This window comes from Flavobacterium sp. B167r (assembly GCF_056824315.1).
In genome coordinates, this window is record NZ_CP124859.1 from 5367600 (window position 1) to 5382286 (window position 14687).

Consider the following 14687-nt stretch of genomic DNA (forward strand, 5'->3'; position numbering starts at 1 on the left):
TTTAGAAAACATTCAAAAGGTTAAAAAAAGTTAAAATTCTACTTTGTCGATATAATTACTATTTTACTCTTAAATGAAATTTAGAATAAAATACCAAAAAGCAAGCGTAACAAAAGAAATCGGAATTCCGAAACCAATCATCATACTGCTTAATTTGGGTTTCAATCCATAAGTTGATGCTAAGATTGCACCTGTAATCATGGGCGCCATAGCGGTTTCCATAATGGTAATTTTTATTGCTTCAGAATGCTGATTAAATATGAAAACATAAAGCACAAAAATTACAAAAGGAACTAAAAGCAGTTTAAAGAAAAGACCGAGACGCAAAAACTTCCAATGCTGACTTCTTCTGTCGAAAGTCAATTGCAAACCAACAGAAAGCAATGCGAGAGGAGTTACCAAACTTCCAATTTTCAGTAATCCAGATTGAAGATTTTCGTTTAAATCAACTTGAAAAATATTCATTAAACAAGCAATAACAAACATGATGAAAGGCGGAAACAAAATAATCTTTTTGAAAATTCCCAAAGCATTCGGACTTCCTTTAGAATAAAAAGCCGCAGTGAAAACGCCAAGTGTTGAAACCACCACAAAAGTTCCTGGCTGATCGACCAAAACGGCAGTTTCTAAACCTTTTTTTCCAAACAAAGCTTCAATAATCGGATAACCCAGAAACGAGCTGTTGCTTAATCCTGCTGTCAAAATCAAACATCCAATCAGTTTGTTTGACCACCCATTTCTTCTTCCTAAAAAATGAAAAAAGATAAAAGCCAAAATATAAGTAATCCACCCCGCTCCTATTGGAAACAACAATTCGCTGCTCCATTTTATCTTCGGAATATGATATAAAGTAATTGCAGGAAGACAGAAATAGATAACAATTTTATTAAGCGTCTTATAAATATGAGTAGGAAATTGTTTCACTCGCTGTAAAATCAAACCGAGTGAGAGAAAGAGAAATATTAGAATAAAGTTGTTCATATTGTAAGATCATAACAAAAATAGCTATTTCTAATTTAGTGATTAGTGAAAAGTGATTCGTAATTAACTTTTTTAGTGAATCTTAACTACTGTTTTTCTTTTGTTAAACATATAACATTTAATAAATAACCCCTCAGATTTATTTTTAAAATCTATTAATTATTTACTTTATACATTTTACAACCAACTAGTTAACAGTCGATTTTTACTAATTATTACTCACTCATTTCAAAAAAAATAGTTAAATTAGTATTTTGTGTTACAAAAAGATGTAAATTTGTAACATATTTTATTACAGTATGATTTCAGGTAAATTCGCCATAACGATTCACATTCTTACTCTGCTGCATAAATTCCCCAATGATTATTTGTCATCGGAGTTTATTGCGGGGAGCATTAATTTAAATCCTGTTTTGGTTCGAAAAGAAATTGCCAATTTAAAAGCGCATCATATTGTAGAAAGTAAAGAAGGAAAAAATGGCGGTACAAAATTGGCAGTAAACGCTGCTGAACTGACTTTAAAACAAATATTCGAAATGACCTTTGAAACGATTGGTTTAGGTTTTGCTAAAAATCAGCCGAATCCTGATTGTCCTGTTGGAAAAAACATCAATCAGCATTTGGAGAATTTATATAGTGAAATGAATCAGAAAGTCAGCGCACAGCTGGAAGGAATTTCATTGGAAGATTTTTCGAATCAATTTTAAAACTATTTTTTTAATCAAAACTGTAACATTTTTTATTACTAAACAAATTTATATATTATGAAAATCGCACTTATCGGAGCTACAGGATTTGTTGGCTCAGCAATTTTAAACGAATTAGCAGATAGAAAACACGAAATCACTGCTATTGCAAGAACTCCAAAAGATACAGCAAACGCGACTTGGGTTGCTGCAGACATTTTTAATGTTGATGCTTTGGCTGAAGTTTTGAAAGGCCATGATGCTGTTATCAATGCTTATAACCCAGGATGGACAAACCCAAACATTTATGATGACTTTTTAGCGGGTTCTAAAGCAATCCAAGAAGCAGTTAAAAAATCGGGCGTAAAACGTTTCATTACAATCGGTGGCGCAGGAAGTTTATACGTTGCTCCAGATTTACAAGCAGTTGACACTCCAGATTTCCCAAAAGAAATTTTCGCCGGTGCAAATGCAGCAAGAAACTATTTAAACATGATTAAAGAAGAAAAAGATTTAGACTGGGCATTCTTTAGCCCTGCTTTCGAAATGCATGCTGGAACTAAAACAGGAAGAACTGGAAAATACCGTTTAGGATTAGAAAACCCTGTTTTCAATGACGAGCAAAGAAGTATTTTATCTGTAGAAGATTTAGCAGTTGTTATTGCTGATGAAACAGAAAATCCAAAACACCATCAAGTTAGGTTTACAGCAGGTTACTAAAAAAATACTAAGTTGCTAAGATTCTAAGTTTTTTTTAAGCCACGAATTTACGAATTTTCTTTTTAAAATCTTTGACATTATTTTTTCGAATTAATTCGAATAATAAAATCAGATATAGTTTTTCAAAAGAAAATTCGTAAATTCGTGGCAAACTTATTTTTACTCCTTTTGAGAATAACAAATTAGTAGAAATTCGTGTAATTCGTGGCAAACTAACTTTTTGAAACTGTTTTTGTTTTCTGTACTTTTACATTTCTAAAAAATGCGTTTTGTCAAATTTCAATAAACCATCTGGCAGCATATCTGAAAAAGCTGGAATTTCACCTCCCGAAATCACCAATATTTCTGCTATAAATCAAATTAAAAACAAACGCAGACAGCAGCCAACTCCTCAAGAATTAATTAATGGCATTTTAGAAGGAAACAGAACTTTTCTTAGCCGTGCCATTACTTTAATTGAAAGTACTAATTCTGATCATTTTGAAAAAGCAGGTGAAGTCGTTCAAGGCTGTTTACCACATGCAAATAAATCAATTCGTATTGGAATTACGGGTGTTCCAGGTGTGGGGAAAAGTACTTTTATTGAAGCTTTTGGAAAACACCTAACAGAATTAGGAAAAAAAGTAGCAGTTTTGGCGGTTGATCCCAGCAGTTCACTTTCGCACGGAAGCATTCTCGGCGATAAAACCCGAATGGAAGAATTGGTTAAAGATGAAAATGCTTTTATTCGACCTAGTGCTTCTGGTGAAACTTTAGGCGGTGTCGCGCGCAAAACTCGAGAAACTATTATTCTTTGTGAAGCTGCAGGCTTTGATACTATTATTATTGAAACCGTTGGTGTTGGCCAAAGTGAAACCGCCGTTCATAGCATGGTCGATTTCTTTTTGCTTTTAAAAATTTCAGGCGCAGGCGATGAACTTCAAGGTATCAAACGCGGTATTATGGAAATGGCGGATGCAATTGTTATCAATAAAGCAGACGGAGATAACATAAAAAAAGCGAATCAGGCGAAAGTTGAGTTTAATCGGGCGCTGCATTTATTTCCTCCAAAAAAATCAAACTGGCAACCTAAAGTAACGACTTGCAGTTCGCTAACACAAGACGGAATTCCTGAAGTTTGGAATACGATTTCTGACTATTTTGAACTAACAAAAGAAAGCGGATTTTTCCAAGAAAAAAGAAATGAACAAAATCATTTCTGGATGATGGAAACGATCAATGATCAGCTGAAACAAAATTTCTATAATCAGCCTGAAATTATTTCATTATTAGAAGAAAGCAAAAAAGCAGTGCAAAACAATGAAATTTCATCGTTCGCAGCTGCTCATAACTTACTAAAATTGTATTTCTCTAAAAGATATTAAACCATATAAGTAATATAAGTTCATTTAAAGAATAACTAAATTTTCTTATATCACTTATATGGTGAAAACCTATTTTTTGCGAAGCTTATATTTACTTTCCTTATAAAGGTTACCCGCTGTAATAACATGCGCCAAGGCATCTTTTGCTAAATCTTCATTTAGTTTTACAGGAATTAAAGCTGTATCGTTTTTAATTTCGAATTGAAGCGGTTTCAAGTTTGGCTGCATGATAACCACTTGATTTTCTACTCTAAAAGCATTGATATCATTAAACTGCATGATAGATCTTCCTTGTACTTTTTGATCTAGTTTAGTCAAGTTTCTTCCTACCATTGGCGTTTCAAAAGGAATTCCTAAATAACCTAACAATGTTGGCGGAATATCAATCTGACTTGCCAATCTATCATAAGTTGCTGCTTTTTCAACACCAGGCCCCATAATAAATGCTGGAATATGGAATTTATTTATCGGAACTAAATTTTTACCGTACGTTCTCGTATTGTGATCAGCGATTACAATGAAAATTGTGTTTTTGAAATAAGCTTCTTTTTTAGCCATTTCAAAGAATTTCCCAATAGAAAAATCAGCGTATTTCATGGCATTGTTTACCGTTGCTGGCTTTTTATCGTAAGGTTTAATTCTTCCTGCCGGATATTCAAAAGGCTCATGATTTGAAGTTGAGAACATCAAAGAGAAAAATGGCTTGTCTCCTTTCGATTTAAAATACTGATTTGCTTTAGTAACTAAATCTTCATCAGAATAACCCCAAGTTCCTTTGAAAGCATATTTGTTTCCATCAGAATCAAAATCTTCCTGATCAACAATATCGCTGAAACCATTTCCGTTGAAAAACGAAGCCATATTGTCAAAATTTGCCATTCCCCCATAAATGAAGCTAGTTTCGTAACCTTTTTGTTTTAACGCTTCCGCTAATGTAAAAAATCCTTGCTGCGAGTTTCCAAGTTTTACCACACTTTCTGATGGTGAAGGTAAAAATCCTGTTACGACTGCTTCAATTCCGCGAACACTTCTCGTTCCTGTACAATATAAATTGGTAAATAATGTTCCTTCTTTTGATAATTTATCAAATTCTGGGGTTAATGGTTTTCCTCCTAAAATTCCAACATATTCTGCGCCTAAACTTTCTTGTAAAAAGATCACCAAATTGTATGGTTTCTTAATTACAGAATCTGGTTGCTGCACATGCAAAAACGGAATTTCAGCATCGGTAAAATCGTTTGGTCCTGCAACCATGTATTTTTTTACACGAGCAATCGCTTCGGCTTCATCCATTTTACCATACATTTTGGTATTTCCCTCATTTTTGATTGAATATGCCGCAAAAGCAACCGTATAAAATGAGTTTAATCCAAGCGTATTTGTTAACTGATCTGTAGAAAAAACAGCGTTACTTGCGTTAATAGGACGTTTTGATGTTAGACTAGAACGCGCTCCGAAAAACAATAAAAAAGCCACTAATGGAAAAACCATTAATTTGAATTTGTAATCCGTACTTGTTGTATAGAATAATTGTTTTCCTTTTTTAAACGCAAAATAAATCACAACGCCTAAAATAAGGAAAGTTACAATTATAGAAGTCAGGTAACTTTTTAAAAGCATTCCGACTACTTCCTTTGGATAAATAAGATAATCTAAGAAAATCTTATTCGGACGTGTATCATATTGTTTTACGAAATCTGGTGAAGCTAATTCTACAAAAAGAATTAGAAACAGAAACAGAAAACTATAAATTACCAGAAATTTGTTGGTAAACTTTATCGCTTTATTCGGCAAAAAAGTAATCAGCAATGCTGGAAGAAACGACAAATAACAAAGTAAAATCAAATCCATTCGAAGACCGATTGGAAAAATATACCAGAAATCTGGCGTTTGTTCTACTCTTTCTTTAAAAAGAAAAAATAAAAATATTCTACTTAGAGTTGTAATCAATAATCCGATTGCGATGAAACTAAAAATCGGTTTTAGGAAACGTAAATTTTTCATTAAAAATAGTATAAGAACGTAAGATCAGACAAATTACTCTTCGTAACGGTTTATTTCTCTATCATAAAACTCATTAGCTTTTTCAATTAAACCTTCCATTTCAGCATTTAATTCTGCTTCGTCAAGATCTTCTGCTTCTTCTAAAAACTCAACCTCATCATCTTTCAAATTGATGATAAATCTTGGGTAATCTAGGTGAATGATGAAAATATCGTCTGGAAAATCAGTATTATCTCCAAGTAAAAATTTAGGTAATTCCATATGTGTTTATTTTTTAAGTGATTCATTATTTTTTTGTCCACTTTGAAAGTGGTTGTAATTATTTTTCAAATTTAATTATTCTGCACTGAATTCTTAATTAATCGCTTTGTTAAGTAATGGAAACGAATATACAAAGAAATTGCCGCTGCAGTTAAACCTGCCAAAAGTCCGATCCAAACTCCCTGCGCTTTCAATTCGGTGTGTTCTCCTAAATAATACGAAATAGGAAAACCAATAACCCAATACGCAACAAAAGTAATATACATCGGAATTTTTACATCTTGCAATCCGCGCAAAGCGCCTAGAACCACAACTTGAATTCCGTCAGAAATTTGAAAAACAGCTGCAATTAAAAGCAGTTTTGAAGCAATGCTAATTACTTCTTCATTATCCAAAATTTGTCCTGTGTTTTCCATATTCAAGAAAATATTAGGCAGATATTGATGGAAAACAACAAAGAAAATGGCAAAAATGGTTTCTAAAATTATTGCAAGCAAAAAGATAGAACGCGCTACAACAATCAGCTTTTTATAATCCATTAAACCCCTTTGGTTACTAACACGCACCATCGATGTTACACTTAATCCCATTGCAAACATAAAAGTCATCGAAGCCAAACTCAAAGCAATCTGATTTGCTGCCTGACTTGTTTTTCCGATATTTCCGCAAAGCCAAATTGAGGCTGTAAACAAAACCACTTCAAAAAGCATCTGCATGGCAGAAGGAAATCCGATGCTGATAATCTTTTTTATGGTTGATTTTTTTATTTCATTAAAACTAAAACCATTAAAAAAGCGCTTTAAATCATCTCTTCGCGAAAGCATGATATGCATGAACATCACCAAAAATATTCTTGAGATTACGGTTCCTAAAGCTGCTCCGACAATTCCCATTTTTGGAAAAATCCAGATTCCGTAGATTAAAACATAGTTAATTCCCACGTGAAGAACATTTGCCATCACCATTGCATACATCGAATATTTGGTTAATGACATTCCGTCTGCAAATTGCTTATAACCTTGATACATCACAAGCGGAATCAAAGAAAAAGCAACCCAACCCAAATAAGGTTTTGCAAGCACGATAACATCTTCTGGCTGTTTCAACAATTCCATAATTGGTTTGGCAAACATAATTATGGTAAAAAGCACCAATCCTAGAATTGTACACAGAAATAATCCGTGATGAAAAGCAGATCGAATTTTAGTATCATTTTTCTCTGCATCACCTTCGGCAACAATTGGTGTAATAGCTGTAGAAAATCCAATTCCTAAAGACATCGCTATAAAAATCATACTGTTTCCAAGCGAAACAGCTGCCAATTCTGTGCTTCCAATTTTACCAACCATTATATTATCGACAATACCAATTAAGGTATGTCCGACCATACCTAATATTATAGGGTATGCTAGTCTTAAATTATACGAAAACTCTTTGGTGTACTGCTTTAAATTCACTTGTATTCTTTTTTAGTCGGCAAAGATAATCAGAAGCTTCGAATTCTATCCTATCAATAAAAATATATCCCAATTTTAAGACAAAAATAAGGTGAACTCAATATTATGTAACGATTTTTAAAAATTCTATAACAAACCCCAAACGCCTTCCGTATAATTTTACATCATAGAAATTTCAAAAAAATATAAGCCATGAAAAAATTACAAATCTTATGCCTAGCTGCGTTCACGTTTTTATTTGCCAACACGACATTCGCTCAAGAAACAGAAGCGACAAATTACGATCAAGGTTTTAGATTAGGATTTGGAGTAAACGGCGGACTTCCTACCGATAATGATTATGATTGGGCTCTTGGTGGAGACGTACGTTTACAATACGACCTTTCTAAAAAAACATCATTAACCTTAACAACGGGATTTACTAATTTATTTAACGGCAAAAAAGATGCCGCTGGAAATGACATTAAAGATCTTGGATTTATTCCAGCAAAAGCAGGTTTTAAAGCTTTTGTCTTAAAAGATCAATTTTATGTAATGGGAGAAGTTGGTGCTGGTTTTGCAGTAACAAATGGTTACGACCAAACTACCTTTTTATGGTCTCCAGGAATTGGTTATGCCAACAAGTACATTGACTTAAGTGTTCGTTATGAGGATTACAAAGATTTTAGAACCAATCAAGTAGCATTGCGTGTTGCTTATGGTTTTAAACTATAAAAATAGGTTTAATTTATTATTTTGTTTTTGGTAAAAACCCGACGGTCTAGTAGTCCGTCGGGTTTTTTATTTGAAAAAAAAACAGAATTCAGAAATAAAAAATCGAAGATTTTGTAGATAAATAAACCCAACAAGTTTTAAAAAACTGTCGGGTCTCAAATAAATTATCTCGTTGGCAAATTTTCAAATTGACTAATTATTTCGCCTTCTCACCTAACTCCTTTTTATACAGCTCAATATTTTTTGCCGTTTTTTCATCCAGTTCTGGTTCTTTAATATCCGTGTGTTTTTTCATTTCTTCCCAGATAATTTTGGCTACAATATAACGAGACATTTCTTTATCATCGGCTGGAACAATATACCAAGGCGCATGATCTGTAGAAGTTTTATTAATCGCTTCCTCGTAATATTTCATGTATTCGTCCCAATAACCGCGCTCTTTCAAATCACCAGGCGAAAATTTCCAATTGTGTTTTTCTTCTTCCAAACGACGAAGTAAACGCTCTCGTTGCTCTTCTTTACTCAAATGAAGATAGAATTTCATTATGATGGTTCCGTTCTGAGCAATATGTTTTTCAAAATTATTAATCTGCTCAATTCTATTTTTCCAAAAATCTGGCGTAACATCATCAACCGAATTAATTTCTGGTAAATTTTCAGCCAAAAGATATTCAGGATGCACGCGCGTTACCAAAACATTTTCGTAATGCGTTCGATTAAAAATCGCAAACTTTCCTTTTTCAGGAAGCGCAATATAATGACGCCACAAATAATCGTGCTCCAGCTCTGCCGAATTTGGCGTTTTAAAACTATGAACCACAACCCCACGTGGATTAAATTCTTTAAAAACTTCCCGAATCAAGCTATCCTTCCCCGAAGTATCCATTCCTTGCAGACAAATCAAAACACTGTATTTATTGTGCGCATACATTACATCTTGCAAATCGCTTAATTTGGCTTGTACTTTATCTAATTTTTCCTCTTTTTCATTGTCATCTGCTTTTACTGACAATAACGTCGGAATTTTTTTTAGTTTAATTTTTTCTACAACTTTAAAATCTTTCGGATCTATTGATTTCATATCTTTTTCAATTTTTTGTCTTATAAATATACTAATTTTACGAAGCATATTCCTGCTATTCATTGCAATACTTTTCAATAAATTGCTTTTTTCCAAAGCCATAACAAGAGCTTCCGCCGGTCGCTTTCTTATGTCAGGAAAAAATGCAATTTCTTTTCAAAGTATTTTCATTATTATCAGGGCTAGGCGCTTATTTTCAAAATAAAACTTCATGGAAAAATTCACATTAGAAATATTATTTCAAATCATCGGAATCGGTTCTGCATCAGGATTATTCTTCAACAACAACTCTCTTTACGTAATTGGCGACAATAGCGGATTCCTTTACGAATACAATATCGAAAACAAACAATTAAACCAACATCCTTTAATTGACAATCCGACGCAAAATATTCCGAAAAATCTAAAACCCGATTTTGAATCTTTAACGCATCATAACGACACACTTTATGTTTTTGGTTCCGGTTCAACCGAAAACCGAAATAAAATGATTGAATTTGATATGAAATCAAAAACGGTTTTACAAAAAAATAATTTAGTCGATTTGTATGCCGTAATGCAGAATTTCGGAGAAATAAAACCCGAAGATTTCAATCTCGAAGGCGCTATTTTCGATGGAGAAAATTGGTATTTATTCAATCGAGGAAATGGCGTTTCTAACAAAAACACCATTTTTACGATTCACGCTAAAAATCTAGGAGAAGAATTTGCTTTGATTTCTGTCAATTATAAACTTCCAAAAATAAAAGGCGTTCGTTCTAGTTTTACCGATGCGATTTTGGTTGATGATAAAATCTATTTCCTTTCAACCGCAGAAGACACAAAATCAACTTATGATGACGGAGAAATTCTAGGAAGCTTCATCGGAAGAATCGATGTTAAAACGATGAAAATAGATTTCACTCAAAAAATTACGGCAACCAATAAATTTGAAGGTCTGACTTTATACAAAAAAGAAAATAATAAAGTTGAATTTTTGCTTTGCGAAGACAATGATACTGAACTTTTAGAAACTAAAATTTATAAACTGACATTGCCGATTAAGTAAAAATTTCGAGTATGAAAAAATTCCCTGATTTTTTAGAATTCAATAACCTAATTCAGATTAGTGCGATTTCAAAATTAATAATTACCAAACGAGGTAAAAGCAGTACAGAAACAATATTGATTTTTGAAGACAAAGAAAAAATTCGTGCTTTTCTAAATGAATTTTCGATTGTAGAAAATGACAAAGAATTTGTAACCATGATGGCGCCTCCATATGATTTAATTTTAGAAGCTTTGGAATCTAATTCTTTACTAGTTGGAGTATTACCTGAAGTGAAAAGTTTTAGAATTCCAAATCAAGATACGGATACTGCTTTCGAGCAAGATTTTCTAACTATTCTAAAAAATTACCTCAACCAATAAATTTGATGGTTTAACTCCTTACAAAAAAGAAAATAGATAATGACACCGAAGTTTTAGAAATTAAAATCTATAAATTAACATTGCTAATGAAATAAAATGTAACATTTTTCTTAAAATTGCGTCTTGTATACCAAAATCAAATAACTTAAGATAACCAATTGCAAAAATAATGATCAGAAAAACCGCTTTCGCTCTTTTAATTTTTATTACCAGTCAGGCCACACAAGCCCAGTACAAATATCCTACGACTCCCGAACGTCCTGTTGTAGATGATTATTTTGGAACAAAAATCACAGATTCATACAGATGGATTGAAGACATGAACAATCCTGAAGTTCAAAAATGGTTCAAAGACGAATCGGATTATACCAATTCTATTGTAAAAACGATCTCAGGACGCGATGCTCTTTTTAATAGAATGAAAGAAATTCAAGCTTTGGGCGGAGATCAATACGGTTCTATTAGACAGGTTGGTGATATTTTCTACTATACAAAAAATAAAAAACAAGAAAACATATACAAGTTGTATTTCCGTAAAAACAGAAATGGAGCTGAAATTTTATTGCTAGATCCTAATACAATTACTAAAGGTGCAACGATAACCAATTTTAATATTAGTCCTGATAATAAAAAATTAGCTGTTACCATATCTGAAGGCGGTGCAGAAGTTTGCGATCTAAAAATTATGGATCTCGAATCGAAAAAATTCCTTTCAGATAAACTTACGCCTGTTTGGAGCGAATTTCCTTTTGAATTTACTCCAGACAGTAAAGCCATAACATATACACAAATGGCTACGAGAGATAATACAAGTGACGATTTTTTGAAGAACATGAAAGCTTTATTACATGTTATTGGAACTGATCCGAAAACAGATAAAATATTGGCTTCAAGAGAAAACAATCCTGAATTAGGAATTCTAGCTGCACAATTTCCTTATGTTAAATTACCGGATGATTATTCGTATATCATTTTAGATATTGGATCAACAAAAAATGAAGAATTTTCTTTTTATGCGCCATTTTCAGAACTAGGAAAATCAAAAATTAATTGGAAACCATTAGTGAAATATGAAGATGATATAACAGATAGCCAAATTATTGGTGATAAACTTTTTTTCCTTACTCATAAAAATGCTCCTAATTATAAACTAGCGTATACAAGTCTAAAAAATCCAGATTTTAATAATCCAACGATTATAGTTCCAGAAAACGATAAGGTTATACGAAGATTAAGAAAGTCTAAAAACTTCATTTACTATAATTTGAGCGACGGAATCAATCAGGAAGTTTTTCAAGTTAATGCCAAAACTTTAGAAATCAAAAAAATTCCAATTCCAACGGGTTCTAATGCATCATATCCATTAAGTCCACGTCAAAACGATGACATGATGGTTTTTAACAATGGCTGGGTTACACCTTCAACAGATTATGATTATGATGCCCAAACTGGAAAATTAGAAAAAAGCAAAGAATTAACCGCTAATGGTTCTTTTCCTGACTTTAGCAAAAATTATGTTGTAAAAGAAGTAGAAGTACCAAGTCACGATGGAGTAATGGTGCCTTTATCTATAATTTATCCTAAAAACATCAAAATTGATGGTTCTACACCTTGTTATATTACAGGATACGGCGCTTATGGAATTAGTCAATATCCTTATTTTGTAGGATCTAGCTTAATGACTTTATTAGAACAAAATACTATTGTGGCTTTTGCGCATCCTCGTGGAGGAGGTGAAAAAGGCAATAAATGGCATGCTGACGGAATGAAAGCTAAAAAACCAAATACTTGGAAAGATTTTATTGCTTGTTCAGAATATTTGATAAAAGAAAAATATACTTCTAAAGAAAAACTTATTGGAAATGGAGTAAGCATGGGAGGTGTATTAATTGGAAGAGCAATTACAGAACGTCCCGATCTTTATAAGGTAGCTCTAGTTGAAGTTGGCTGTACCAATACTATTAGAATGGAAACTTCTCCGAATGGGCCAAATCAAATTCCGGAAATCGGAACTTTAAAAAATCAAGAAGATGTAAAATATATTTTAGAAATGGATTCGCAAAGCAAAGTGAAAAAAGGCGAAAAATATCCAGCTACTTTCATTCGTACAGGAATTAATGACCCTAGAGTTTCACCGTGGGAACCTGGTAAATTTGCTGCAATATTGCAAAATTATAATAGCTCAGAAAATCCAATTTTGTTGCACGTTAACTATGCCAACGGACATCATTCAAGTGACTTAGATGTTACTTACGGTGATGAAGCAGACATGTGGGCATTTGCATTATGGCAGGTTGGAAATACTAAGTTTCAGCTTAAAAAGTAAAAGTTCAAATATAATTTAATGAAATCTGTAGAAGCCTTAAGTGACTTCTACAGATTTTTTTTGCTTTCACTACAAAGCAAAAAATGATTATTTTTATTTTTTTTTCAACTCTGTCCCAACCTTTTTATCTTTTTCTCTCTCTATATAAGAAAGACAACAATTGTGATAAACGAAACTCAAATAGCAAACTGTAAAAAAATGCACCGCGATGCCCAGCGCGAGGTGTACGAATACATGGCGCCTAAGTTGTACCGCCTTTGCAAAAGATATTTAAAAAAGGAAGAAGAAATAGAAGAAGCTCTTGCCGACGCTTTCTTCACTATTTTCACCAAACTAGATCAGTTAAAAGAAGCCTATGCTTTTGAAGCTTGGGCTAAAAGAATAACTGTAAATCATTGTTTAGCAACGATTAGAAAAGCAACCAACTTCAACATGTATTTGGACGACGTAAAGCTGATTTCTCAGCCTTCTGTCGACGAACTAAATACATTAGAAGAAGAAGATCTACTTAATTTATTAAACCATATTCCAGACGGCTGTAAAACTGTTTTTAACCTTTTTGTCATTGAAGGTTATTCACACAAGGAAATAGCCGAAATGCTAAAGATTTCTGAAGGCACATCAAAATCACAATTGAATGCCGCTAAGACCAAACTGAAAGAACTGGTTAATAAACTGTATTATCAAAAAGCAAAATAGTCATGGACAATCAAGATAAATTATTCGATAAAATAAAAGAAGCTTCGCAAAAAGCCGAGTTTCAAGACTTTCCAGGAATGGAAAAGGTCTGGGCGCGTGTAGAAGAAAAACTGGACAAAAAGGAAGACAAAAAAACAATCGCTTTATGGAAAAAAATTGCTGTTGCGGCTTCCCTTCTTTTACTGATTTCTTTAGGTTATCAGTTTTTGCACTCCGATAAAGAGCTTATAACAGATACTCAAAAAGTAGTCTTTGAAGAAAAAGAAGAATTAGAGAAACCAAGTTTGAATGAAAAAAATACAACTCCATCTTCAGATTCTGAAATAATTTCTAATGAAGAAGCGGTTAAAATATTAGAAAATCAAACTAAGCATAAAGAACGAGTTGCAATTCAGGAAATAATCCCTCAAGCACAACCTATTCTAGTACCAACGCCACCAGCTCCACAAATGGAAGCAGTAGCAGCGATGCCAGAAAAAGTTTTAGCAAATGAAACTTTTGGTGAAGAGGAGAAAATTTTATCCAAAAAAGAAATGGCTGCAGATATGGAATCTGCAAGTTATTCTGAAAGAGCATCCGCAAAAGTTGCTTATTCTGCCGCACCAGCAGCACAAAGAGCTAAAAAAAGCGCTCCTTTAGTTGTGCTAAACGGAAGAGCTATTGCGCATAGTGATGATGTGAAGAAAGATAAAATGATGCAGGAAGAGCTTCCAAACTTTCAACCTGAAAATGTAGATTCTCTAATGATTTTAGATGATCCTCTATACATTATTGACGGCATTTATTATTCTGAACAAGATTTGTTTGGCAAAAAACCAACGAGTCCGTATGCTCCTTTGGACAATCAGGAAATAAAAACTATAACCATTTTACAAGACCTTGAAGCCACTTCTAAATATGGCGAAAAAGGAAAAAAAGGAGTCGTTATTATCACTACTAAAAACGGAAAACCGGCTCTGAAAAAATAATCTCAAACTTTGTCAA

General features: G+C 33.0%; 14 protein-coding genes. 9 read left to right on the plus strand and 5 right to left on the minus strand.

The genetic code is table 11. The features are described from left to right. Nucleotides 1-69: 69 nt before the first annotated feature. A complete protein-coding gene (locus tag QLQ96_RS23400) occupies nt 70-981 on the minus strand; it encodes an AEC family transporter (RefSeq protein ID WP_482493570.1) in 912 nt (303 codons plus the stop codon). A gap of 299 nt (nt 982-1280) precedes the next feature. On the opposite strand from QLQ96_RS23400, the gene QLQ96_RS23405 reads away from it, so the two are divergent. The 3 genes from QLQ96_RS23405 to meaB all read left to right on the plus strand — a co-directional run bounded on the left by QLQ96_RS23405 (nt 1281) and on the right by meaB (nt 3751). Next, nucleotides 1281-1688: an RrF2 family transcriptional regulator gene (locus QLQ96_RS23405; RefSeq protein WP_113679775.1), complete on the plus strand. Its 408-nt coding sequence runs from the start codon at nt 1281-1283 to the stop codon at nt 1686-1688. A 57-nt stretch (nt 1689-1745) separates the two neighbouring features. Next, nucleotides 1746-2387, plus strand: a complete 642-nt coding sequence (locus tag QLQ96_RS23410) for an NAD(P)-dependent oxidoreductase (RefSeq protein ID WP_482493572.1) — start codon at nt 1746-1748, stop codon at nt 2385-2387. Between the two features lie 269 nt (nt 2388-2656). Then, nucleotides 2657-3751, plus strand: coding sequence for a methylmalonyl Co-A mutase-associated GTPase MeaB (meaB, locus tag QLQ96_RS23415; RefSeq protein ID WP_482493574.1), 1095 nt, complete (start codon nt 2657-2659; stop codon nt 3749-3751). A gap of 69 nt (nt 3752-3820) precedes the next feature. Here meaB and QLQ96_RS23420 read toward each other — a convergent pair whose 3' ends face one another. The 3 genes from QLQ96_RS23420 to QLQ96_RS23430 all read right to left on the minus strand — a co-directional run bounded on the left by QLQ96_RS23420 (nt 3821) and on the right by QLQ96_RS23430 (nt 7473). Then, nucleotides 3821-5755 (minus strand): LTA synthase family protein, encoded by a 1935-nt coding sequence (locus QLQ96_RS23420; RefSeq protein ID WP_482493576.1) that lies wholly within the window; start codon nt 5753-5755, stop codon nt 3821-3823. 33 nt (nt 5756-5788) lie between these two features. Then, on the minus strand, nt 5789-6016 hold the full coding sequence (locus QLQ96_RS23425) for a hypothetical protein (protein WP_072973177.1): 228 nt from the start codon (nt 6014-6016) through the stop codon (nt 5789-5791). A gap of 71 nt (nt 6017-6087) precedes the next feature. Then, nucleotides 6088-7473: an MATE family efflux transporter gene (locus QLQ96_RS23430; RefSeq protein WP_482493578.1), complete on the minus strand. Its 1386-nt coding sequence runs from the start codon at nt 7471-7473 to the stop codon at nt 6088-6090. 192 nt (nt 7474-7665) lie between these two features. On the opposite strand from QLQ96_RS23430, the gene QLQ96_RS23435 reads away from it, so the two are divergent. Next, complete coding sequence (locus QLQ96_RS23435) at nt 7666-8187, plus strand: hypothetical protein (protein WP_482493580.1); 522 nt, start codon at nt 7666-7668, stop codon at nt 8185-8187. Nucleotides 8188-8383: 196 nt separating this feature from the next. On the opposite strand, the gene QLQ96_RS23440 is transcribed toward QLQ96_RS23435, so the two are convergent. Continuing rightward, a complete protein-coding gene (locus tag QLQ96_RS23440; RefSeq protein WP_482493582.1) occupies nt 8384-9268 on the minus strand; it encodes a PPK2 family polyphosphate kinase in 885 nt (294 codons plus the stop codon). 211 nt (nt 9269-9479) lie between these two features. Here QLQ96_RS23440 and QLQ96_RS23445 point away from each other — a divergent pair, with 211 nt between their 5' ends. The 5 genes from QLQ96_RS23445 to QLQ96_RS23465 all read left to right on the plus strand — a co-directional run bounded on the left by QLQ96_RS23445 (nt 9480) and on the right by QLQ96_RS23465 (nt 14671). After that, nucleotides 9480-10316, plus strand: a complete 837-nt coding sequence (locus QLQ96_RS23445; RefSeq protein ID WP_482493583.1) for a DUF6929 family protein — start codon at nt 9480-9482, stop codon at nt 10314-10316. Nucleotides 10317-10327: 11 nt separating this feature from the next. Further along, nucleotides 10328-10678, plus strand: a complete 351-nt coding sequence (locus tag QLQ96_RS23450) for a hypothetical protein (RefSeq protein WP_482493585.1) — start codon at nt 10328-10330, stop codon at nt 10676-10678. Nucleotides 10679-10847: 169 nt separating this feature from the next. After that, nucleotides 10848-13004: a prolyl oligopeptidase family serine peptidase gene (locus QLQ96_RS23455; protein ID WP_482493587.1), complete on the plus strand. Its 2157-nt coding sequence runs from the start codon at nt 10848-10850 to the stop codon at nt 13002-13004. A gap of 198 nt (nt 13005-13202) precedes the next feature. Then, nucleotides 13203-13703: an RNA polymerase sigma factor gene (locus QLQ96_RS23460; protein WP_379697095.1), complete on the plus strand. Its 501-nt coding sequence runs from the start codon at nt 13203-13205 to the stop codon at nt 13701-13703. A 2-nt stretch (nt 13704-13705) separates the two neighbouring features. After that, the gene (locus QLQ96_RS23465; RefSeq protein WP_482493589.1) at nt 13706-14671 is read left to right on the plus strand and encodes a hypothetical protein; all 966 of its coding nucleotides are present in this window, start codon (nt 13706-13708) and stop codon (nt 14669-14671) included. Nucleotides 14672-14687 lie beyond the last annotated feature (16 nt).